Source organism: Streptomyces sp. DT190 (assembly GCF_049846985.1).
Classification (GTDB): Bacteria; Actinomycetota; Actinomycetes; order Streptomycetales; family Streptomycetaceae; genus Streptomyces.
Genome location: NZ_JBNCNM010000003.1, coordinates 49,010 through 68,720, shown reverse-complemented (window position 1 = coordinate 68,720; position 19,711 = coordinate 49,010). Strand labels below are relative to the sequence as shown.

The 19,711-nt window shown below is 72.7% G+C and carries 20 protein-coding genes; 4 read left to right on the top strand and 16 right to left on the bottom strand.

What is annotated here, in order from left to right:
- Positions 1-51: 51 nt before the first annotated feature.
- The 8 genes from ACPXCS_RS07195 to ACPXCS_RS07160 all read right to left on the bottom strand — a co-directional run bounded on the left by ACPXCS_RS07195 (position 52) and on the right by ACPXCS_RS07160 (position 7,589).
- A complete protein-coding gene (locus ACPXCS_RS07195) occupies positions 52-705 on the bottom strand; it encodes a response regulator (RefSeq protein WP_425945326.1) in 654 nt (217 codons plus the stop codon).
- Entirely contained in the window at positions 696-1,955 is a 1,260-nt protein-coding gene (locus ACPXCS_RS07190) for a sensor histidine kinase (RefSeq protein WP_425945327.1), read from the bottom strand. Before ACPXCS_RS07190 ends, ACPXCS_RS07195 begins: the two co-directional genes overlap by 10 nt.
- 69 nt (positions 1,956-2,024) lie before the next feature.
- Entirely contained in the window at positions 2,025-3,029 is a 1,005-nt protein-coding gene (locus tag ACPXCS_RS07185) for an SDR family oxidoreductase (protein ID WP_425945328.1), read from the bottom strand.
- A gap of 64 nt (positions 3,030-3,093) precedes the next feature.
- The gene (locus ACPXCS_RS07180; RefSeq protein ID WP_425945329.1) at positions 3,094-3,705 is read right to left on the bottom strand and encodes a winged helix-turn-helix domain-containing protein; all 612 of its coding nucleotides are present in this window, start codon (positions 3,703-3,705) and stop codon (positions 3,094-3,096) included.
- Positions 3,706-4,023: 318 nt separating this feature from the next.
- Positions 4,024-4,944: a DUF6891 domain-containing protein gene (locus ACPXCS_RS07175; protein WP_425945330.1), complete on the bottom strand. Its 921-nt coding sequence runs from the start codon at positions 4,942-4,944 to the stop codon at positions 4,024-4,026.
- Between the two features lie 85 nt (positions 4,945-5,029).
- A complete protein-coding gene (gene glnII / locus ACPXCS_RS07170; protein ID WP_425945331.1) occupies positions 5,030-6,061 on the bottom strand; it encodes a glutamine synthetase in 1,032 nt (343 codons plus the stop codon).
- A 357-nt stretch (positions 6,062-6,418) separates the two neighbouring features.
- A complete protein-coding gene (locus ACPXCS_RS07165) occupies positions 6,419-7,111 on the bottom strand; it encodes a hypothetical protein (RefSeq protein ID WP_425945332.1) in 693 nt (230 codons plus the stop codon).
- Positions 7,112-7,229: 118 nt separating this feature from the next.
- Positions 7,230-7,589: an arsenate reductase family protein gene (locus tag ACPXCS_RS07160; RefSeq protein ID WP_425945334.1), complete on the bottom strand. Its 360-nt coding sequence runs from the start codon at positions 7,587-7,589 to the stop codon at positions 7,230-7,232.
- 229 nt (positions 7,590-7,818) lie between these two features.
- On the opposite strand from ACPXCS_RS07160, the gene ACPXCS_RS07155 reads away from it, so the two are divergent.
- The gene (locus tag ACPXCS_RS07155) at positions 7,819-8,133 is read left to right on the top strand and encodes a hypothetical protein (RefSeq protein ID WP_425945396.1); all 315 of its coding nucleotides are present in this window, start codon (positions 7,819-7,821) and stop codon (positions 8,131-8,133) included.
- Between the two features lie 63 nt (positions 8,134-8,196).
- On the opposite strand, the gene ACPXCS_RS07150 is transcribed toward ACPXCS_RS07155, so the two are convergent.
- Positions 8,197-9,252, bottom strand: coding sequence for an aldo/keto reductase (locus ACPXCS_RS07150; protein WP_425945335.1), 1,056 nt, complete (start codon positions 9,250-9,252; stop codon positions 8,197-8,199).
- Between the two features lie 94 nt (positions 9,253-9,346).
- On the opposite strand from ACPXCS_RS07150, the gene ACPXCS_RS07145 reads away from it, so the two are divergent.
- The gene (locus ACPXCS_RS07145; protein WP_425945336.1) at positions 9,347-9,970 is read left to right on the top strand and encodes a TetR/AcrR family transcriptional regulator; all 624 of its coding nucleotides are present in this window, start codon (positions 9,347-9,349) and stop codon (positions 9,968-9,970) included.
- Between the two features lie 390 nt (positions 9,971-10,360).
- Here ACPXCS_RS07145 and ACPXCS_RS07140 read toward each other — a convergent pair whose 3' ends face one another.
- From ACPXCS_RS07140 to glnA, 3 genes are all read right to left on the bottom strand, one after another.
- On the bottom strand, positions 10,361-12,052 hold the full coding sequence (locus tag ACPXCS_RS07140) for an alpha/beta fold hydrolase (protein WP_425945337.1): 1,692 nt from the start codon (positions 12,050-12,052) through the stop codon (positions 10,361-10,363).
- Positions 12,053-12,179: 127 nt separating this feature from the next.
- Entirely contained in the window at positions 12,180-12,515 is a 336-nt protein-coding gene (locus tag ACPXCS_RS07135) for a hypothetical protein (RefSeq protein ID WP_425945338.1), read from the bottom strand.
- 108 nt (positions 12,516-12,623) lie between these two features.
- On the bottom strand, positions 12,624-14,033 hold the full coding sequence (gene glnA / locus ACPXCS_RS07130; RefSeq protein ID WP_094056588.1) for a type I glutamate--ammonia ligase: 1,410 nt from the start codon (positions 14,031-14,033) through the stop codon (positions 12,624-12,626).
- A 210-nt stretch (positions 14,034-14,243) separates the two neighbouring features.
- Here glnA and ACPXCS_RS07125 point away from each other — a divergent pair, with 210 nt between their 5' ends.
- Positions 14,244-14,711, top strand: a complete 468-nt coding sequence (locus ACPXCS_RS07125) for an RDD family protein (RefSeq protein ID WP_365086662.1) — start codon at positions 14,244-14,246, stop codon at positions 14,709-14,711.
- Between the two features lie 131 nt (positions 14,712-14,842).
- Here ACPXCS_RS07125 and ACPXCS_RS07120 read toward each other — a convergent pair whose 3' ends face one another.
- From ACPXCS_RS07120 to lipB, 4 genes are all read right to left on the bottom strand, one after another.
- The gene (locus ACPXCS_RS07120) at positions 14,843-15,544 is read right to left on the bottom strand and encodes a DUF4191 domain-containing protein (protein WP_425945339.1); all 702 of its coding nucleotides are present in this window, start codon (positions 15,542-15,544) and stop codon (positions 14,843-14,845) included.
- Between the two features lie 75 nt (positions 15,545-15,619).
- The gene (locus ACPXCS_RS07115) at positions 15,620-15,832 is read right to left on the bottom strand and encodes a hypothetical protein (RefSeq protein ID WP_425945340.1); all 213 of its coding nucleotides are present in this window, start codon (positions 15,830-15,832) and stop codon (positions 15,620-15,622) included.
- A 260-nt stretch (positions 15,833-16,092) separates the two neighbouring features.
- A complete protein-coding gene (gene lipA, locus ACPXCS_RS07110) occupies positions 16,093-17,058 on the bottom strand; it encodes a lipoyl synthase (RefSeq protein ID WP_425945341.1) in 966 nt (321 codons plus the stop codon).
- Between the two features lie 95 nt (positions 17,059-17,153).
- The gene (lipB, locus tag ACPXCS_RS07105) at positions 17,154-17,954 is read right to left on the bottom strand and encodes a lipoyl(octanoyl) transferase LipB (RefSeq protein WP_425945342.1); all 801 of its coding nucleotides are present in this window, start codon (positions 17,952-17,954) and stop codon (positions 17,154-17,156) included.
- A gap of 238 nt (positions 17,955-18,192) precedes the next feature.
- On the opposite strand from lipB, the gene ACPXCS_RS07100 reads away from it, so the two are divergent.
- The gene (locus ACPXCS_RS07100; RefSeq protein ID WP_425945343.1) at positions 18,193-19,671 is read left to right on the top strand and encodes a regulator; all 1,479 of its coding nucleotides are present in this window, start codon (positions 18,193-18,195) and stop codon (positions 19,669-19,671) included.
- Positions 19,672-19,711: the final 40 nt, after the last annotated feature.

Sequence of the window (19,711 nt, the reverse complement as noted above, 5' to 3'; positions counted from 1 at the left end):
AGTACCGGGAGTTGTTGATCCCGCACCGTCGGTGCACGGGCGGGTCCGCTTTCACCGGCCGTGGTCGAGATACGCGAGAACCGCCAGCACGCGGCGGTTGTCGTCGTCCGAGACCTCAAGGCCCAGTTTGGCGAAGATGTTCGCGGTGTGTTTGGCGATCGCCCGTTCCGTCACGACCAGTTTCCCGGCGATCGCCGCGTTGGACCGGCCCTGCGCCATCAGCTCCAGCACCTCGAGCTCCCTCGGCGTCAGCCGCGCCAGCGGCCGGTCGCCGCCCGACTGCCGCGCCAGCAGCTGCTGGATGACCTGCGGGTCCATCGCCGTACCGCCGGCCGCCACCCGCCGCACGGCGTCCACGAACTGCTCGGCGTCGAACACCCGGTCCTTCAGCAGATAGCCGACGGCGCCGCTGCCGTCGGCGAGCAGCTCGCGCGCGTACAGCTGCTCCACGTGCTGGGAGAGCACCAGCACCGGCAGCCCGGGCCGCCTGCGGCGGGCGTCGAGCGCGCACTGCAGGCCCTCGTCGGTGTGCGTGGGCGGCAGGCGCACGTCGACCACGGCGACGTCCGGCTCCAGCTCGGCCAGCGCGGCGGCCAGTTCGGGACCGGACTCGACGGCCGCCGCGATCTCGAAGCCGTGCGCCTGCAGCAGCCGGACGAGCCCGTCGCGCAGCAGGAAGAGGTCTTCGGCCAGGACTACGCGCAAGGGATCTCCACGGTGACCATGGTGGGGCCGCCCGCGGGGCTGCTGACGGCCAGGACGCCGTCGAATGTACCGAGCCGCCGCTCGACCCCGGCCAGGCCCGAACCGGCCCCGATCACCGCGCCGCCCCGGCCGTTGTCGGTGACGGTCGCCCGCAGCATGCCGTCCGCCTGGTGCAGGTCGACCCAGATCCGGTCCGCGCCCGAGTGCTTCACGGCGTTGGTGAGCACCTCGCTCACGGCGAAGTACGCGGCCGACTCCACGGGCGCCTCCGCCCGCCCGGGCAGATCCACGCTCACCTCGGTGGCCACCGGCAGCCGCAGCGCCAGCGCCCGCACCGCGTCGCCGAGGCCGCGCTCGGCGAGCACCGGCGGGTGGATGCCGCGCACCAGTTCGCGCAGCTCTGTCAGGGCCTCCACCGAGGACGTGCGGGTCTGCGCGATCAGCTCCTTGGCCTTGGCCGGGTCCGTGTCGAGGAGCGCCTCGATGGTGCCCAGGTCCATGCCGACCGCGACCAGCCGTGCCTGCGCCCCGTCGTGGAGGTCCCGTTCGATGCGCCGCAGTTCGGCCGCGGAGGCGTCGACGGCGTCCCGCCGGGTCTCGGTCAGCACCCGCACCCGCTCGGCCAGTTGCTCCTGGTCGCTGCCGAGCACCGCCCGGGTGAGCCGGAAGTGCACCTCCAGCAGGCGCGGGGTGAGGAAGTGCGCGAGGAACAGCAGCACCAGGGCCAGGGCGGCCGCGCCGAAGGCGGAGGCCTGCCCGGTGACCGGCACGAACCCGTACCAGTACCCGTCGGGGAAGACCCGCCACAGGCCGACGGCGAGCGCGAACCCCTCCAGCGGGTAGAGCAGCAGCGCCGCCGGCAGCAGCGCTGTGACGAACCCGGCGGTCATGTCGACCGGCAGCCACCTCAGGTCCCGCCAGGTCGCCGGGTCGCCCAGCATCCCGAACGTCCGGGCCCAGGGGTTCGCGCCCTTCGGCAGCGGCCGGTACGCCGGAGGGATCCGCACCCCGCCCCACTCGGCGGCGAGCACCCGCCGCCAGTTCGCGAACGTCCGCACCCCCGTCAGCACGTACGGCGTGGTGACGAGCCCGACCCCGATGGGGATGAGCGCGATCGAGACCAGGGACAGGCAGAAGCACAGCACCGCCCCCGGCAGGGAGACGAGGGCCAGCGCCAGTCCCCGCACCGCGGCGAGCCCGATGCCCCGCCCTGTCGCCCGCACGCCGCCGTTCTTCGTGTCGATGGTCATGGCGTTCAGTCTGGTCGAGCGCGGGGGCCCGGTCACGGGGCCCGGCCCCCGGCCCGGGGGTGGTGCTACCTACACCCCGGCCGCCAGCACCTTCGCCTCCACCGCCGGGTCGAGGCCCGGGTGCGGCCGGTCCGGCCGTTGGGGCGCCACCCCGCCGAGGTCCCGGAGCCACCGCCAGGTGTCCGCCACGGTCTCCTCGACGGGCCGGCAGCGCAGCCCCGACCCGACCGCGCGGGAGACGTCCGCGCTGTGCAGGGCGTCGTACAGGTCGCTGCCCGGCGGTACCCACACGGGCAGTTCGGTCCACGGGGCGATGCCCGCCTCCCGGATCACCTCGGGCGCGGTCCAGCGGAGCTCGGCGCCACCGCCCGTGACCCGGGCGCAGGCCTCCAGCAGCGTGCCCATGGTGGCGTGGCCCTGCGGGCCCACCAGGTTGTACGGCCCGCTCAGGGACTGCTCGGCGGCGTGCAGCACCCACGCGGCCAGGTCGCGCACGTCCACGTACTGCAGCGGCAGCTCGCGCGGGCCCGGGGCCAGCACGGGGCCGCCGCGGGCCGTGCGCCCCAGCCACCAGGGCAGCCGGCCGATGTTCTCGTACGGGCCGAGGATCAGCCCGGCCCGCACGAGCACCGACCGGTCCGCGCCGAAGGCGTCCAGGACGGCCAGCTCGCCGCCCCGCTTGTCCCGGGCGTAGTCGGTCTGCCCGGCGTCGGCCGACGCGTCCCGCACCAGGGGCGCGTCCTCGTCGTACCCGGCGGGCGGGGCCCAGGCGTACACCGAGCAGCTCGACACGTACACGTACCGGCCGGCGCGGCCCCGCAGCAGCCGCGCCGTGTCCCGTACGGCGCGCGGCGCCGCCGACCAGGTGTCGACGACGACGTCCCACGCGCCGGTGTCCCCGGCGAGCGCCGCGAGCCCGCCGGGCGCTGTGCGGTCGCCGAGCAGCGACCGCACACCCGGTGGTGCCTGGTGCCGCCCCCGGTGGAAGACGGTCACCTCCCAGCCCCGTGCGAGCGCCGCCTCGACGACGGCCCGTCCCGCGAACTCCGTACCGCCCAGCATCAGAAGCCTCATACCGGTGACTCTGCCCGGTGCGGCGGCGCGGGGGAACGGGGATCTGCTGTCGGCAGATCCCCGGTCACCGGCCCGTCGGCGGCACGTACTTGTAGCCGACGCGGCGCACGGTGCGGATCGTGTCGCGGTGCTCCGCGCCCAGCTTGCGGCGCAGGCGGGCGACGTGGACGTCGACCGTGCGGCCGTCGCCCACGTGGCCGTAGCCCCACACCGTGCCGACCAGCTGGTCGCGGGTGTGCACCCGGCCCGGGTGGGCCACCAGGTGGGCGAGGAGCTCGAACTCCAGGTACGTGAGGTCGAGCGGCCGCCCCGCCACCTCGGCGGTGCGCTGCACGGTGTCGACCCGGATCAGCGGCTCGCCGCCCGGCTCGGGCCCGTCCTCGGAGCCGTCCTCGGAGCCGTCCTCGGCGCCGGTCGGGGCGGGCCGGGCGGGGACCGCCACCGGGAACGGGGGCTGCTGGTCGGCCGGGACGAGCACCAGGTAGCCGATCATCGGCGGCTGCCCGGGCAGCGTCGGCAAGGTGTGCTGCGGGGCCGGCAGCCAGGTGGCCCCGGGAGGCAGCAGATCCGCGACCGTCACCACCTCGTCCCGGTCGACGGCGCGCAGCCGGTGCCGGGAGCCGTGGGAGGCGGGGGAGTCGAGGGTGGCGGTGGACAGGGAACGAGTGGTCGCCATGAGAGGTCAGCTCTTTCGCGCGAGGGGTTCGTCGGGAGGTCGACGGCCGCGAGTTCGTGGTCGGGCTCGCCGAGGACGTACGCGGTTCGCGCTGGCCGAAGGCCGGGGTGTACGGCTTTAGAGGGCCCGCGCGTTCGTCGCGCGGCAACACACCCGGTCGAAGTCGTGGTGCTGACGGGACGGCCAGAAGGGCTCGAGGTCATGGCGACCCGTCGCGGTGTGCTTCTGGTAGCTGGCCATGGGCCCATTGAAGCAGACGGGGACCGGCCGCCGGGACCCTTCTCTCACTGCTTGGACAGCGAGGCGCTGTCGGATGCGTCACCCCACCAGCCGTTTGCGCCAGGTCAGGGGCGTGAGCGTGATCGCCGTGCCCGGATCGCCGTCCCACTGGGCGGACATGCCGGCCGCGGTGAGCTCCGCGACGACCTGGTGGCCGACGGACGTGGTGGTCTCCTCGCGGCCGTCCAACCCGCCGTAGTAGAGGGACAGACCGTGCCCCTCCGCCGCGGCGCGCGTGCCCTGGCGGTGGAAGAAGACGAACCCCCGCACCCCGTCCCGGCCTTCGGCCTCCGCGCCGATCTCGGTCATGCCGCAGCTCCGGCAGCAGGTGAAGTGCTCGCGGGCGACGACGCCCCGCCCCTCCAGCGCCGCGAAGGCCCGCTCCAGGCGGTCCGGATCGGTCGGCCCCGGCCACCGCTCCTGCTCGTCCACCCGCTCCAGCCACAGCCGCTCCACGATCTCGCGGGCCTGGGCGGGGGAGAGACCGTCCTCCAGGAGGTACACCGTCTCGCCGATGAGGGCGTCGATGCCGAGGTAACCGTCGACGAGCATCTCCCGGACGTGCCCCTCGGCCGGCGCGGCGGTCTCCGGGGCGGGCGCCGGGGCCTTCTCCGGGAGCCCGAACTCCTCCCGCTCCCAGCTCACCCCCGCGTCCCAGCCGTCCTCCTGCCGGGCCCAGCGCACCATCACGTCGGCGACGAGCCGCGGGTCGGCCACCCGGGTCACCCACAGGTGCGGGACGGAGCCCGTGCGGTGCTGCAGGTCGTACGCCCCGCCCTCGGCGCGCGCCGTCTGGATGAAGACCATCGGCCGGTCCGGTATGCGCTGCGCGACCAGGAAGTGGTCGCCCTCCGCGCCGATCCGCTCCACCAGCTCCCGCAGCTCCCGCTCCGGCACCCGCGCGTGTGTCCGCCCGCTCTCCGTCAGCACTTTGAGGGGAAGGCCCCCGTCGATCTCCATGTCCCCACGATGGCACGCCGCACCGACGACGCGAGAGGGCGCTCACCGCGAACGGTGAGCGCCCCCCGGAGCGGTGCGTGACGGGTCAGACCTGGCCGGCCTTCTCCAGCGCCGTGCAGCAGGTGTCGACGAGCAGGCGGGTCACCACGTACGGGTCGACGTTGGCGTTGGGACGGCGGTCCTCGATGTAGCCCTTGCCGTCCTTCTCGACCTGCCACGGGATGCGGACCGAGGCGCCACGGTTGGAGACACCGTAGGAGTACTCGTTCCACGGGGCGGTCTCGTGCAGGCCGGTCAGCCGGTCGTCGATGCCGGCGCCGTAGTTCTTGACGTGGTCGAGCGGCTTGGAGCCCTCGCCGAGGGACTCGCAGGCGGTGATGATCGCGTCGTAGGACTCGCGCATCGCCTTGGTGGAGAAGTTGGTGTGCGCGCCGGCGCCGTTCCAGTCGCCCTTGACCGGCTTCGGGTCGAGGGTGGCGGCGATGTCGAAGTCCTCGGCGGTGCGGTACAGCAGCCAGCGGGCCACCCACAGCTGGTCCGAGACCTCCAGCGGGGCCAGCGGGCCGACCTGGAACTCCCACTGGCCGGGCATGACCTCGGCGTTGATGCCGGACAGGCCGAGGCCCGCCTTCAGGCAGTTGTCCAGGTGGGCCTCGACGACGTCACGGCCGAAGATCTCGTCGGCGCCGACGCCGCAGTAGTAGCCGCCCTGCGGGGCCGGGAAGCCGCCCTTGGGGAAGCCGAGCGGGTAGCCGTCCTTGAAGAACGTGTACTCCTGCTCGATGCCGAAGATCGGCTCCTGCGCCGCGAACTTCTCCGCCACCTCGGCCAGCGCCGCACGGGTGTTGGTGGGGTGCGGGGTGAGGTCGATGTTCAGCACCTCGCACAGGACCAGTACGTCGTCGCCGCCGCGGATCGGGTCCGGGCAGGTGAAGACCGGCTTCAGCACGCAGTCCGAGGCGTGGCCCTCGGCCTGGTTGGTGGAGGACCCGTCGAAACCCCAGATCGGCAGCGCGTCGAGACCGGCGGGCGAACCCGTGATGATCTTGGTCTTGGAACGCAGTTTGGCCGTCGGCTCGGTGCCGTCGATCCAGATGTACTCAGCCTTGAAGGTCACGGGCCACATCCTTCGGGGGTGTGTCTGGGCGCGTATCGCGGGTGCTGCGGCGCTGCGGCACTGAAACGCCGCGCGGTGCTGCCCGGCAGCCTCGCAACGGGCGATTTCCCGGCCATTGCCCGAATGTGAACCCCGTGTTACCTGGTAGCGCTGTGCTCCGCCGCACGCTGTGAGGACGTCGTCCCCCGCGGCGGGGGCGGGTCACCGGCTCCCCTCCGTCCAGCCGGTGACCGCCGCCGCGCGGCCCTGACGCGCCGGTCCCGCCGCCCCTGGCCGGGAGCGGCAGGACCGGTGACACGTACGAGGGGCGGCCGAGGGGGTGGCCGCCGCCTCAGTGGCTCGGTCGACCGTCCGGCCTCACCCCACCTTCTCGATCAGAGCCCGGCGGATCAGGAACTTGCCGGGCTCGCGGACCTGTTCGAAGGCCGCGTTGTTGAGCAGCGCACAGCTGCCGGAGACCGAAGTGACCTCCACCGTCGTGGACTTGTTGTTGTCCAGGTTGGTGACCTTCAGCTTCGTGCCGGCCGGGAACTGGTTGCTGGACGCGGCGGGCGCGCCGCCCTCGCCGGAGAGCGTGACCGTGGAGCCGTTGCAGACCTGCTGCCCGGCGGCCGCTCCACCGCCGCCGGCGTTCCCCGCCGGGGCGGACGCGGCGGGCGGAGCGGACGCGGCCGGCGGGGCGGCCGGGGCGGACGCCGCCGGAGCCGACGGCTGGGCGGGCTGCGCGGCCTGGGAGTCCTGAGCCGACTCCCCCACCACGCACCCCGACGCCTCCTGCTTGCGCTTGATCTCCGCGACGACCGCCTCACGGTTGGCGATCCTGGCCTCGGACTGGGCGTCGGGTGCGGCCCGCTGGTCCGCGATGAACTTCTGGTTGTTGCCGAGGGCGGTGGCGAGGCCCAGGCAGACCGTCGACTCCGACGCCGACTTGGGAGTCGGGGCGGCGTTCGACGTGCTCGCCATGACGAAGGCCCCGCCTCCCGCCACCGTCGCCGCGCTCACGAGGAGCGCGATCTTCTTCTTCGTGCCGAGAGTTCTCCTGCGCGACATGCGCGCCTCCTGAAGAGGTAGGGGAGCGTACGCCGCTATGTACGAGATACCGAACGGGGTTGCTCAGCGGTTGCAGGAGTCATTCAAGTGACCTGCGCCACACGGCCGTTGGGCGGCGTCAACGGCCCAGCGCGTCGCGTACGGCCTCCTCGCTGCGGGCCACCACCGCGGTGCCGTCGTCCGCGGTGATGATCGGGCGCTGGATCAGCTTCGGGTGCTCGGCGAGCGCCCTGATCCACCGGTCGCGCGCCTCGGCGTCGCGCGGCCACTCCTTGATCCCGAGTTCCTTGGCGGCCGCCTCCTGGGTCCGGGTGATGTCCCACGGTTCGAGACCGAGGCGCGTGAGGACGTCACGGATCTCGTCCTCGTCCGGCACGTCCTCCAGGTAGCGGCGGACGGTGTAGTCGGCGCCCTCGGCGTCGAGCAGCTGCACGGCACTGCGGCACTTCGAGCAGGCCGGATTGATCCAGATCTCCATGGCGCCCACCGTACGCGGCCCCGGCTCTGTTCGATTTTCTGCCGCCCCAAGCGCCCCTGCGGCAGCTGTTGTGACGGAACGCCAATTTCCGTCTCCACCTGGGCTTTTGTGCGTCGCTGCGGACTCCCCGTTGTCAGTGCCCGGCGGTAGACTGTAAGCAGTGTTCGAGGGTGGCGCCGAAGACGCCGACGTCTTCGGCGGACCGCCCGACCGCGACAGGAGGATGCCTGTGCCCGCTGCCGCCCTGAAGCCGAAGCCGCTGCCCACCCAGTCCACCGCGAAGCGTCCCGTCCCGCTCGACCTGCCGTACGCGCCCGTGGAGAAGCGGCCGCTGCCGCCGGGCCGGCCCCGCGAGTGGTACGTGACGCACAACCGCCGCCTGAAGGCGATGCGTCTGGCCATCGCCCTGCTCGACTCCGGTGTCCACATGCCGAACCAGGCGCACAACGAGACGATCCGCGACACGGCGGAGCTGATCGGTGTCCACCCGCCGTCGGACACGACGTGCCACATGGTGCGGGCGTTCATGAGGTACGCGCGCTGACCCGAGCCGACCCGAGCCGGGCGCGAGCGCCGGGTGCCCCGCCGCGGGGTGCCCGGCGCTTCGTCATGCCGCCCGGTCCGGCGCCGGGAACGCCGGCGGGTTCAGGCGGGCGAAACCCTCCTGGCGCTCGTAGGGGAAGTAGGGGTAAGGGGCCGGGCGATGGCTGGCCGCGTCGAGTCTGGCCACCTGCTCGGGGGTGAGGCTCCAGCCGACGGCGCCGAGGTTCTGGCGCAGTTGCCGCTCGTCACGGGCGCCGATGATGACGGAGGCGACCGTGGGGCGGCGCAGCAGCCAGTTCAGCGCGATCTGCGGGACGGCGCGGCCCGTCTCCCGCGCGATCTCGTCCAGTACGTCGACCACGTCGTGGAGGAGCCCGTCGTCGACCGGCGGGCCGTAGCCGGCGGTGTCGTGCAGCCGGCTGCCGGGGGGCGGCGGTGTGCCGCGGCGGATCCGGCCGGTGAGGCGGCCCCAGCCGAGCGGGCTCCACACCAGCGCGCCGACACCCTGGTCCCGCGCGAGCGGCATCAGCTCCCACTCGTAGTCCCGGCCGACGAGGGAGTAGTACACCTGGTGCGCCACAGGGCGCGGGTGGCCGTGCCGGTCCGCCGCCGCGAGGGACTTCATCAGCTGCCAGCCGGAGAAGTTGGAGACGCCGGTGTAGCGCACCTTGCCCGCCCGGACGAGTGTGTCCAGGGTGTCCAGCACCTCCTCGACAGGGGTGCCGGCGTCGAAGGCGTGGAGCTGGAACAGGTCGATGTGGTCGGTGCCCAGCCGGCGCAGGGCGTCCTCGCAGGCGGCGATCAGCCGGGAGCGCGAGGAACCCGCGTCGCCCGGCCCCTCGCCCATCGGCAGGCCGGTCTTCGTGGAGACGAGCACCTGGTCCCGGCGGCCCTTGATCGCCTGCCCGAGCACCTCCTCGGAGGCGCCGGCGGAGTAGACGTCGGCGGTGTCGAACATCGTGATCCCGGCGTCCAGGCAGATGTCCACCAGGCGGCGCGCCTCCCGCGCGTCGGTCGTGCCCCAGGCCCCGAACAGCGGGCCCCGGCCGCCGAACGTGCCGGCGCCGAAGCTCAGCGCGGGCACCAGCAGCCCGGACGCGCCCACTCGCCTGTATTCCATCGCGAACCTCCTCGATCAACCTAACGGGTCTGTGGTTCCGTTAGTGGCCACTAAGGTAGCAGGGCGGAACGGTTAATGGAACAGGAGTGCCGTTATGGCTGACGGAGGCGAGCCGGGGACGCTGCGGCCCGGCGGGCGGACGGCGCGGGTGCGGGAGGCGGTGCTGCGTGCCGCCGAGGACGCCCTGACCGAGCAGGGCCTCACCGGCCTGGACCTGGCCGACATCGCCCGCCGCGCCGGGGTGGGCAAGACGACCGTCTACCGCCGCTGGGGGACGGTGCCCGGGCTGGTGGCCGACCTGCTGGCGGACATGGCCGAACACTCCGCGCCCCGGACCGAGACGGGCTCCCTGCTCGGCGACCTGACGGCCAACGCCCGGCTCGTGCACCGCACCTTGACGGATCCTCGCCAGGGGCCGCTGTTCAGGGCGCTGATCGCCGCGGCGACCGGCGACGAGAGGACGGCGGCGGCACTGCACCGCTTCTACGACATCCGTGTCCGGGAGTGGGCACCCTGCGTCCGGCAGGCGGTCGACCGGGGCGAGGCACCCGAGGGCACCGACGCGCACGAGGTGATCCGCGCCGTCTCCGCGCCGCTCTACTACCACCTGCTCATCAGCGGCGGCCGACTGGACGCGGCCCTGGCCGACCGGTCGGCCAGAGCCGCGGAGGCCGCGACGCGAGCGGGAGTGTACGTACGGGAGGCCGGCGGGGGCTGAGGTGCTTGCCCGGCCCGCCGGCGGAGGGTGAGGTGCTTGCCCGGCCCGCTGCGGGGAGCTGACGTGCTTGCTCGGCCCGTTGCGGCGAGCTGCTGCGCTTGCCCGGCTCGCCGCCGGGGCTGAGGTGCTTGCCCGGCCCGCCGGCGGGGGGTGAGGTGCTTGCCCGGCCCGCTGCGGGGAGCTGACGTGCTTGCTTGGCCCGTTGCGGCGAGCTGCTGCGCTTGCCCGGCTCGCCGCCGGGGCTGAGGTGCTTGCCCGGCCCGCTGCGGGGAGCCGACGTGCCTGCCCGGCTTGCTGCGGGGGCTGACGTGCTTGCCTGGCCCGCCGGGAGCTGACGTGCCTGCCCGGCCCGCCGCAGGGGGCTGCCGAGCCTGCCCGGCCCGGCGTCCCTCAGGCGTACCGCTGGAGCAGCCCCGTCACGTACGCCTCCAGCCGCTCTCGCAGTACCCCCGGCGTGAGGTCTGTCCGGCCCAGTTCCCGCCAGGGCTCCGCCAGCTTCGCCGCGTCCGGGGCGTAGGCGAGCGCGTCGAGCAGCCGCCAGTACAGATGGTCCGGGCCGTCGGCCAGGGGCCGGCCGCCCCGCGCCGCGTAGTGCTCCCGGAACCCGAGGCCGTACTCCGCGCCGTACAGCAGCGCGAGCGCCGTCGAGCAGTGGGCCACGTCCAGGTCGGCGGGGCCCCACGAGGTCTCCACCCAGTCGACGACACCACTGATCCGCAGACCCGCCCCCGCGCCCGTGAACAGCACGTTCCCGGGGTGGAAGTCGCGGTGCAGGAAGCAGCCCTCGTACGGGGGAGGAGCGCGGCGGATCACGTCCACCGCCCGCTCCCACACCCTGCCCCGCGGCGCGTTCACCCGCTCCGGTGACGTCCACGCCTGGTAGGTGCGCGGCCGCTGCCCGGGGACGACCCGGTGGATCGCGGCCAGTTGGGCCGCCAGCAGTGCCACGCGCGGGCCGAGGTCCTCCTCGTCGACCCCGACCCGCCCCGGCACCACCGTCATCAGCAGGGACGGATGGTCGCAGTGCTCGGCGGCCGGGTCCACGCCGAGGAGTCCCGGCGCGGGCACCTCCCGCTGCCCGGCCAGCAGGGTGAGCACGGCCGCCTCGCGGGCCAGCAGCCCGGGCGCGTGCCGTCGGAAGAAGGGCCTCACGAAGCTCCGCAGTGCAAGGGCGCTGCCGTCGTCGAGGGTGAGCCGCCGCAGCTGGGCGCTCCAGCCGCCCGTCAGGAAGGCGGACCCCACGACCCGGCGATCCTCGGGGAGCCGTCCGGCCACCCACGCGCGCGTGGCCGCCCAGCCCTGCTCGCCGAGCCCGGTCAGCAGGGACGTGACGAACTCCCGCCGGTCGGCCGGGTGGTCGCGGAACCACACGGCCAACCGGTGTCCCGCGTCGGGGAGTTCCTCGTGGGTGAACTGCGCGCGCCGGGCCAGCGCCGCCGAGACGGCCTCCGTCACGGCCGGCGGGATGACCTCGTCCGTGCCCGGCACCGCCAGCACCGCCCGCCCCTCGTAGGCGCGCAGCACCTCCAGCGCGGGCGACTCGCGCCAGCTGCCCGGACGCCGGATCAGCTCGCTGAACCGCCCGTCCCCGTCGCCGAACGGCACGTCCCACGCCTCGGCCGCGTACACGGCAGGCGCGCACAGCCCCAGCGCCGCCACCCGGTCCCCGTAGTGCCGCACCAGGTCGGCCACCGTCTGGCCGCTCATGCTGAAGCCGACCAGGACCAGCGGCCGGTCCGCGCCCGCGCGGGCGTCGATGACGGAGACGGCCTGGTCGAGGCGGCGGCGCAGGCTCAGGTCCCGCAGCCGGCCGGTGCTCCGCCCGTGCCCCGAGAAGTCGAAGGCGAGGACCCGGCACCCCCGCGCGGCGAACTCCTCCACCATCGGCAGCAGCCGCTCCGCGCTCCCGTTGCCCGCGCCGTGCAACAGGACGACGGTCACCGCACCTACGCCCTCGGCTCCGTACTCGCCGGCTCCGTACTCGTCCGCTCCGGCTCCCGCGTCGACGAGGTACCCGCTGAGCCGTTCACCGTCGGCGCTGTGCGTGAACTCGGTCAGCGTGCGGGGCATCAGCTCACTCATGCGGCCATTGACTCACGCGGCACGGTCCCGTGAGCGGCGATCACACGGTCACCGGCCCGGCGCTCCCCGCACCGAACCCCACCGAGCCCGGTGTCGTCGAGCAGCGGCCGCCCCCGCCGCTCCACGTCTACGGGACCCGGAAATCGAGGTACCCCAGCAGCACGATCAGCCCAGCCATGCACCCGAACACCAAGGCCACCGAGACCCAGGAAGACCGCGAGGACCGCGAGGGCCGCGAGGGCCGGGAGAACTGGGAAAACTGGGAGGACCGGGACAAGCGTGACAGGCGGCGTCGCGGGCGGCCGTGGTCCGGGTCGGGGCGGAACGGCACGGGTCCGGGCGGGTTCTGCTTCCAGCGCGCGGCGAGCATACGGGCCCGCGCCGAGGGCTCCTTGTGCTCGGCGCCGTCCGCCCAGCGAAGGTCGAACTCGCGCTCCTGGCCGTCCTGTTCGTGCTCGGGCATCGCCGCTCCACCCCCGTGTGGTCCTCTCTGAAGAATAGAACAGACGCCCGTGCCCCGCTGCGCGGAGCGCAGCGGGGCACGGGCGGACACGTCTCGGTCAGGCGCCGATCACACGTCGAAGTACAGCTCGAACTCGTGCGGGTGCGGACGCAGCTGCAGCGGCGCGATCTCGTTCGTGCGCTTGAAGTCGATCCACGTCTCGATCAGGTCCGGCGTGAAGACGTCGCCCTGGAGGAGGAACTCGTGGTCGGCCTCCAGGGAGTCCAGGACCGCCGGGAGCGAGGTCGGGACCTGCGGGACGCCCGCGTGCTCCTCGGGGGCCAGCTCGTAGAGGTCCTTGTCGATCGGCTCGGCCGGCTCGATCTTGTTCTTGATGCCGTCCAGGCCCGCCAGCAGCAGCGCGGAGAAGGCCAGGTACGGGTTGCCGGAGGAGTCGGGCGCGCGGAACTCGACGCGCTTGGCCTTCGGGTTCGAGCCGGTGATCGGGATGCGCATGGCCGCGGAGCGGTTGCGCTGCGAGTAGACCAGGTTGACCGGGGCCTCGAAGCCGGGCACCAGACGGTGGTAGGAGTTCACCGTCGGGTTGGTGAAGGCCAGCAGCGACGGGGCGTGCTTGAGGATGCCGCCGATGTAGTAGCGGGCGGTGTCCGACAGGCCCGCGTATCCGGCCTCGTCGTAGAAGAGCGGCTGGCCGCCGGTCCACAGCGACTGGTGGACGTGCATGCCCGAGCCGTTGTCACCGAAGATCGGCTTCGGCATGAAGGTCGCGGTCTTGCCGTTCTTCCACGCCACGTTCTTCACGATGTACTTGAAGAGCTGGAGGTCGTCGGCCGCGGCGAGCAGCGTGTTGAACTTGTAGTTGATCTCGGCCTGGCCGGCGGTGCCCACCTCGTGGTGCTGGCGCTCGACCTTCAGGCCGGCCCGCTCCAGCTCCAGGGAGATCTCGGCACGCAGGTCGGCGAAGTGGTCGACCGGCGGGACCGGGAAGTAGCCGCCCTTGTAACGGACCTTGTAGCCGCGGTTGTCCTCCAGCGCACCGGTGTTCCAGGCGCCCGCCTCGGAGTCGATGTGGTAGAAGGACTCGTTCGCGCTGGTGGCGAAGCGGACGGAGTCGAAGACGTAGAACTCGGCCTCGGGACCGAAGTACGCCGTGTCGGCGATGCCGGTGGAGGCGAGGTAGGCCTCGGCCTTCTTCGCCACGTTGCGCGGGTCACGGGAGTACTGCTCGCCCGTGATCGGGTCGTGGATGAAGAAGTTGATGTTCAGCGTCTTGTCACGGCGGAACGGGTCGACCCGGGCGGTCGACAGGTCGGCGCGCAGCGCCATGTCGGACTCGTGAATGGCCTGGAAACCCCGGATCGAGGAGCCGTCGAAGGCGAGCTCCTCGTCGGCGTCGAACGCCTCCGCAGGCACCGTGAAGTGCTGCATCACGCCCGGGAGGTCGCAGAAGCGGACGTCGATGAACTTGACGTCCTCGTCCGCGATGAACTTCTTGGCCTCGTCGGCGTTCTGGAACATCCAGCTCCTCCTACTCCCGACCGTCCCGCCGGGGTGGTAGTTCGATCGTGCGGCCAGTGCGGGTGGCACACGCTGACCTCGACCCTAGGGACGGGTGATTTCTCGGGCGTGACTCATTTGTTTCGCACAAGTTAACCGGCTCTCCTCCCACCGTAGCCCCGGCACACCCCGCCGTGCCCCGGTCATATACGGGCGCAGTACCGTGGACGGGTGGACAACAGGCAAGCACTCGGATCGTGGCTCTCCGGGCCCCGCGCGGCCGCGGAAGAGGCCGGTGTCGACTTCGGATACCGGGGTGAGCAGCTCGGTCTGCCCGAGGAGGGGCCGGGCTCCATCGCCCGTCCGGGCCGCCGCCTCGGCGCCCTCGCCGTGGACTGGGGCCTGAGCCTCCTGATCGCATACGGCCTCATCACCCAGAGCTACAACGAGGCGGCGCAGATCTGGGCGCCGCTCATCATGTTCGCCCTGATGGTGCTCACGGTCGGTACGGTCGGCTTCACCCCGGGCAAGCGCCTGTTCGGGTTGCGGGTGCTCGCGCTGGAGACCGGCCGGGTCAGCCCCTGGCGCTCCGCCCTGCGCACGGTCCTGCTCTTCCTCGCGATCCCCGCCCTGATCTGGGACCGGGACGGCCGCGGCCTGCACGACCGGCTCGCGGGCACGGTCGAGGTCCGCATCTGATCCCTGCGGCATCCGATCCCCGCGCAGGACCGTCTCCGCCACGCGTGCGACCGGCTGATTCCCGCGTACGACGTACGACGAAGGGGCGCCCGGAGTGGTCCGGGCGCCCCTTCGTCGTACGGGTGCGGGGGTCAGCGGGCCTTGGGCCCGCCCTTCGGCAGCCGCATGCCCTTCGGCATCGGCCCCTTCGGCAGCGGCATGTTGCTCATCAGGTCACCCAGGGCGCGCAGCCGGTCGTTGGTGGCGGTGACCTGCGGGCCGGTCAGCACGCGCGGCAGCTTCAGCATGGTCGTGCGCAGCTTCTTCAGCTCGACCTGGCCCTCGCCCGTGCCCACGACCAGGTCGTGCACGGGGACGTCCGCGACGATGCGGTTCATCTTCCGCTTCTCGGCGGCCAGCAGGGACTTCACCCGGTTCGGGTTGCCCTCGGCGACCAGCACGATGCCCGCCTTGCCGACCGCGCGGTGCACCACGTCCTGGTTGCGGTTCATCGCCACCGCGGGGGTCGTCGTCCACCCCCGGCCGATGTTGTCGAGCACCGCCGCCGCGGCGCCGGGCTGTCCCTCCATCTGCCCGAAGGCGGCCCGCTCGGCCCGGCGCCCGAACACGATCGCCGTCGCGAGGAAGGCGAGCAGGAGGCCCAGGATGCCGAGATAGATGGGGTGACCGATCAAGAAACCGATCGCGAGGAAGACACCGAAGGTGACGATTCCGACAGCCGCGAGTACAAGACCGATCTTCTTGTCGGCCCTGCGGGTCATCTTGTAGGTCAGGGCGATCTGCTTCAGTCGCCCGGTGTTCGCAGCGTCCGCTGCGGTTTCCTTCCTCGCCATGCCCCGAAGTCTACGTGTCCCCACAAGCGCGGACGACGGCAGTGTCCGCGGGGCCCCGCGGGGGAGGGCCCGGGCTCAGGGACGGACGGAGACGGACCGGGAAAGGGACTGCTCGAGGACGCGCTGCGCCTCGACCCGGTCCTTGGCCCGACGGCGGTCCTCCAGCACGGAGGTCCAGGCGTTACGGCGGGCGGTGCGCTGACCACTGCTCATCAGCAGCGACTCCACGGCGCGCAGGGCGGTCGTGAAGGACGGGATCGCGGTGGCGCGAACGGGCGCGGCCTGCATGGGTGAGGTCCCCCCTCGGAGCGGGTGTACGTGCTGTGAGTCCAGCGTCACTGTTTGGTGTTACCAGGGCGTGACCGACCGGTCAAACACCCATGAAGCCCCGGCGGGGAGCGGCGGAACGCCGACGCGGCCCCGGCACCCGCCCTCAACTGCGAGGACGGCCGGGACCGCGTCCTATCGGTCGCTACCGACGGGTAGCGTCTTGTGCGCGAATTCACACGCTTGTCCCGCCGCGGGCGGGGAAGGGCGGTGACGGTTCGTCAGACGGCCTGGGCGGCGATCCGTGCGTCCCGCTGCTCCATGGCCATCCGGTAGAGCCGCCCGGCGCGGTACGAGGAGCGCACCAGGGGGCCGGACATCACACCGGAGAAGCCGATCTGCTCGGCCTCCTGCTGCAGCTCCACGAACTCCTGCGGCTTGACCCAGCGCTCCACCGGGTGGTGCCGCACGGAGGGCCGCAGGTACTGCGTGATGGTGACGAGCTCGCAGCCCGCGTCGTGCAGCTGCTTCAGCGCGTCGCTGACCTCCTCGCGGGTCTCGCCCATGCCGAGGATCAGGTTCGACTTGGTGACCAGGCCGTAGTCGCGGGCCTCGGTGATGACCTTCAGGGAGCGCTCGTAGCGGAAGCCGGGGCGGATGCGCTTGAAGATCCGCGGGACCGTCTCGACGTTGTGCGCGAAGACCTCGGGGCGCGAGGAGAAGACCTCCTCCAGCTGCTCGGGGACCGCGTTGAAGTCGGGGGCCAGCAGCTCGACCTTGGTGTGGCCGCCCTCGCGGCCGGCGGTCTGCTGGTGGATCTGACGCACGGTCTCGGCGTACAGCCAGGCGCCGCCGTCGGCCAGGTCGTCGCGGGCGACGCCGGTGATCGTGGCGTAGTTCAGGTCCATCGTGACCACGGACTCACCCACGCGGCGCGGCTCGTCGCGGTCGAGCGCCTCGGGCTTGCCGGTGTCGATCTGGCAGAAGTCGCAGCGCCGGGTGCACTGGTCGCCGCCGATGAGGAAGGTCGCCTCGCGGTCCTCCCAGCACTCGTAGATGTTCGGGCAGCCGGCTTCCTGGCAGACCGTGTGCAGGCCCTCGCTCTTCACGAGGTTCTGCATCTTGGTGTACTCGGGGCCCATTTTCGCCCGGGTCTTGATCCACTCGGGCTTGCGCTCGATGGGGGTCTGGCTGTTGCGGACCTCCAGGCGCAGCATCTTGCGTCCGTCGGGTGCGACTGCGGACACGACCGGCTCCCTAGCGTTTGATTCTTCGGCGTCCTCAAGGGTACGCCCGTGGATTTGAATGCCTCTGTGCGGTGTCAGCCCCTTCCCGCGCGCGTTTATGCCGCCGGCGTCCTCTCGATCTCCCGGGGCTTCAGCTCCGCGTTCTCCAGGACGTCCCGCAGATGGCGCTCCACCACGGGCAGGACCTCCCCGATCGTCACGTCCCGGCCCAGCTCGCCGGCGAGGGAGGCCACGCCCGCGTCACGGATGCCGCAGGGGATGATGCGGTCGAACCACTTGTTGTCCGGGTTCACGTTCAGCGCGAAGCCGTGCATCGTGACGCCCTTGGCGACCCGGATGCCGATGGCGGCGATCTTGCGGTCCTCACGGCGCTGGCCGGCGTTGGAGGGCGCGTACTCCGGGCCGTTCAGCCGGGGATCGAACTCCTCGTCCTGCAGCCGCGGGTCGAAGTCCAGGGACAAGCCGCCGAGCGCCGGGCGCTGCTCGACCGGGTCGCCCAGGACCCAGACGCCGCTGCGCCCCTCGACCCGGGTCGTCTCCAGACCGAAGTCGGCGCAGGTGCGGATCAGGGCCTCCTCCAGGCGCCGGACGTGGGCCACGACGTCCACGGGGCGCGGGAGCTTCTGGATCGGGTAGCCGACCAGCTGGCCGGGGCCGTGCCAGGTGATCTTGCCGCCGCGGTCCACGTCGACGACCGGCGTGCCGTCCAGGGGCCGCTCGTTGTCCGCCGTGCGCCGGCCGGCCGTGTAGACCGGGGGGTGCTCCAGGAGCAGTACGGTGTCGGGGACCTCGTCGGCGAAGCGCGCCGCGTGCACCCGGCGCTGCTCGTCCCACGCCTCCTGGTACTCGACGGCCTCGTCACCGAAACCCATACGGACGAACCGCAACTCACTCACGGCAAGCGCCTCCCTCGAACGGGTGTGTAAGGCACGTATCGCGCCCAAGCCACTGTACGTCCGGCCCGTACGCGTCAGTCCCGGGGTCAATCCTCACACGATCGGATGAATGTCCGGGAAAATGTGTGATCGAGTGCTTACTCTCCGCTACATTCGCGCCGTCCAGCAAGGCATAAGGCCTGCTCACAGGCAATCCGCGCACATCACTGAGGCCGGAAGGCAGGAGACCGCACCGCAGATGACGGAACGACCCGCGCAGCGCACCCCCAACCGACAGCTCGCCGCGCTCATCGCAGAAGCGGGGTTCTCCAACGCGGGACTCGCCCGTCGCGTGGACCAGCTCGGTCTCGAACACGGGCTCGACCTCAGATACGACAAGACATCCGTCACCCGGTGGCTGCGCGGCCAGCAGCCCCGCGGCACCACCCCCGCACTGATCGCCGAGGTCTTCACCCGGCGCCTGGGCCGCCGCCTCACCGCCCAGGACCTCGGCCTGGACGCCTGCGCCCCGGTCTACGCCGGCCTGGAGTTCGCCGCCACCCCCGAGGAGGCTGTCGACATCGTCAGCGGGCTGTGGCGCAAGGACTCCGGCAGCCACGCCGAGCTGCGGAAGATCGCCTTCACCCCGGCCGGGCTCGTCGTGCCCAGCCGGGACTGGCTGATCGGCCGGGCCGACGAGAAGGTGGCCCGGGGCGAGCAGACGTCCTCCCGCGTCCCGGCCCAGGGCCGCCCCGCCGCCCGCTTCCCGGGCACGGCCGAGCAGGGCGTGCCCGTCCTGCCCCGCCAGCGCGGCCAGGCCGAGCGCGGACCCGGCCAGCGGGTCACCGGCGGGGACATCGCCGCCCTGCGCTCGGTCGGCGAGCTGTTCCGCACCCTCGACGACGCCTACGGCGGCGGCCACGCCCGCCAGGCCCTCGTGCGCTACCTGGAGCACGAGTGCGAGCCCATGCTGCGCGGCACCTACGGCGAGCAGACCGGCCGCCGCCTGTTCGCGGCCGCCGCCGACCTGACCCGGCTCGCCGGCTGGACGTCGTACGACATCGCCGCGCACGGACTGGCCCAGCGCTACTTCGTGCAGGCGCTGCGGCTCGCCCAGGCGGCCGGGGACCGGGCGTACGGGGCGTACGTGCTGGTCACCATGAGCCGGCAGGCCGTCTACCTCGGGCACGGGCGGGAGGCCGTCCAGCTGGCCCGCGTCGCCCAGCAGGGCGTCGGCACCTCCGGCCCGCCCGTCGTCCAGGCCCTGCTGCACGCCTCCGAGGCGCGCGGGCACGGCGTGCTCGGCGAGGTGCGGGCCTGCACCGCGGCCCTGGTCCGGGCCGAGCGCGCCCTGGAGACGGCCCGGTCCGGCGACGACGTGCCGCACTGGGCGAAGTTCTTCGACGAGGCGCAGCTCGCCGACGAGTTCGGCCACTGCCACCGCGACCTGCAGCAGTTCCGCGCCGCCGCCCAGCACGCGGAACGCTCCCTGCAGCTGCGGGCCCCGTCCTACGCCCGCAGCCGCCTGTTCTGCCGGGTCGTCCTCGCCACCGCCCGGCTGGGCCTGGGCGAGCTCGACCAGGCCTGCCAGCTGGCCGCGGAGGCGGCGGGCCAGGCGGCGGAGATGCGCTCGGTACGGGCGGTGGAGTACGTACGGGACTTCGAGCGCAGACTGGAGCCGTACAAGGACGCGGCCCCGGTGCGCAGTTACCGCGACAAGGTGGCGGCGCTGGGGTGAGGGCCCCGCCCCGGGGGCGCGGGGCCATGCCGATGTGCGG

What these genes read in the sequence shown, in the direction of transcription:
- ACPXCS_RS07190 (WP_425945327.1), bottom strand. Translation starts at nt 1,955, where the DNA reads ATGACCATCGACACGAAGAACGGCGGCGTGCGGGCGACAGGGCGGGGC.
- ACPXCS_RS07185 (WP_425945328.1), bottom strand. Translation starts at nt 3,029, where the DNA reads ATGAGGCTTCTGATGCTGGGCGGTACGGAGTTCGCGGGACGGGCCGTC.
- ACPXCS_RS07180 (WP_425945329.1), bottom strand. Translation starts at nt 3,705, where the DNA reads ATGGCGACCACTCGTTCCCTGTCCACCGCCACCCTCGACTCCCCCGCC.
- ACPXCS_RS07175 (WP_425945330.1), bottom strand. Translation starts at nt 4,944, where the DNA reads ATGGAGATCGACGGGGGCCTTCCCCTCAAAGTGCTGACGGAGAGCGGG.
- ACPXCS_RS07165 (WP_425945332.1), bottom strand. Translation starts at nt 7,111, where the DNA reads ATGTCGCGCAGGAGAACTCTCGGCACGAAGAAGAAGATCGCGCTCCTC.
- ACPXCS_RS07160 (WP_425945334.1), bottom strand. Translation starts at nt 7,589, where the DNA reads ATGGAGATCTGGATCAATCCGGCCTGCTCGAAGTGCCGCAGTGCCGTG.
- ACPXCS_RS07150 (WP_425945335.1), bottom strand. Translation starts at nt 9,252, where the DNA reads ATGGAATACAGGCGAGTGGGCGCGTCCGGGCTGCTGGTGCCCGCGCTG.
- ACPXCS_RS07145 (WP_425945336.1), top strand. Translation starts at nt 9,347, where the DNA reads ATGGCTGACGGAGGCGAGCCGGGGACGCTGCGGCCCGGCGGGCGGACG.
- ACPXCS_RS07140 (WP_425945337.1), bottom strand. Translation starts at nt 12,052, where the DNA reads ATGAGTGAGCTGATGCCCCGCACGCTGACCGAGTTCACGCACAGCGCC.
- ACPXCS_RS07135 (WP_425945338.1), bottom strand. Translation starts at nt 12,515, where the DNA reads ATGCCCGAGCACGAACAGGACGGCCAGGAGCGCGAGTTCGACCTTCGC.
- glnA (WP_094056588.1), bottom strand. Translation starts at nt 14,033, where the DNA reads ATGTTCCAGAACGCCGACGAGGCCAAGAAGTTCATCGCGGACGAGGAC.
- ACPXCS_RS07120 (WP_425945339.1), bottom strand. Translation starts at nt 15,544, where the DNA reads ATGGCGAGGAAGGAAACCGCAGCGGACGCTGCGAACACCGGGCGACTG.
- ACPXCS_RS07115 (WP_425945340.1), bottom strand. Translation starts at nt 15,832, where the DNA reads ATGCAGGCCGCGCCCGTTCGCGCCACCGCGATCCCGTCCTTCACGACC.
- ACPXCS_RS07100 (WP_425945343.1), top strand. Translation starts at nt 18,193, where the DNA reads ATGACGGAACGACCCGCGCAGCGCACCCCCAACCGACAGCTCGCCGCG.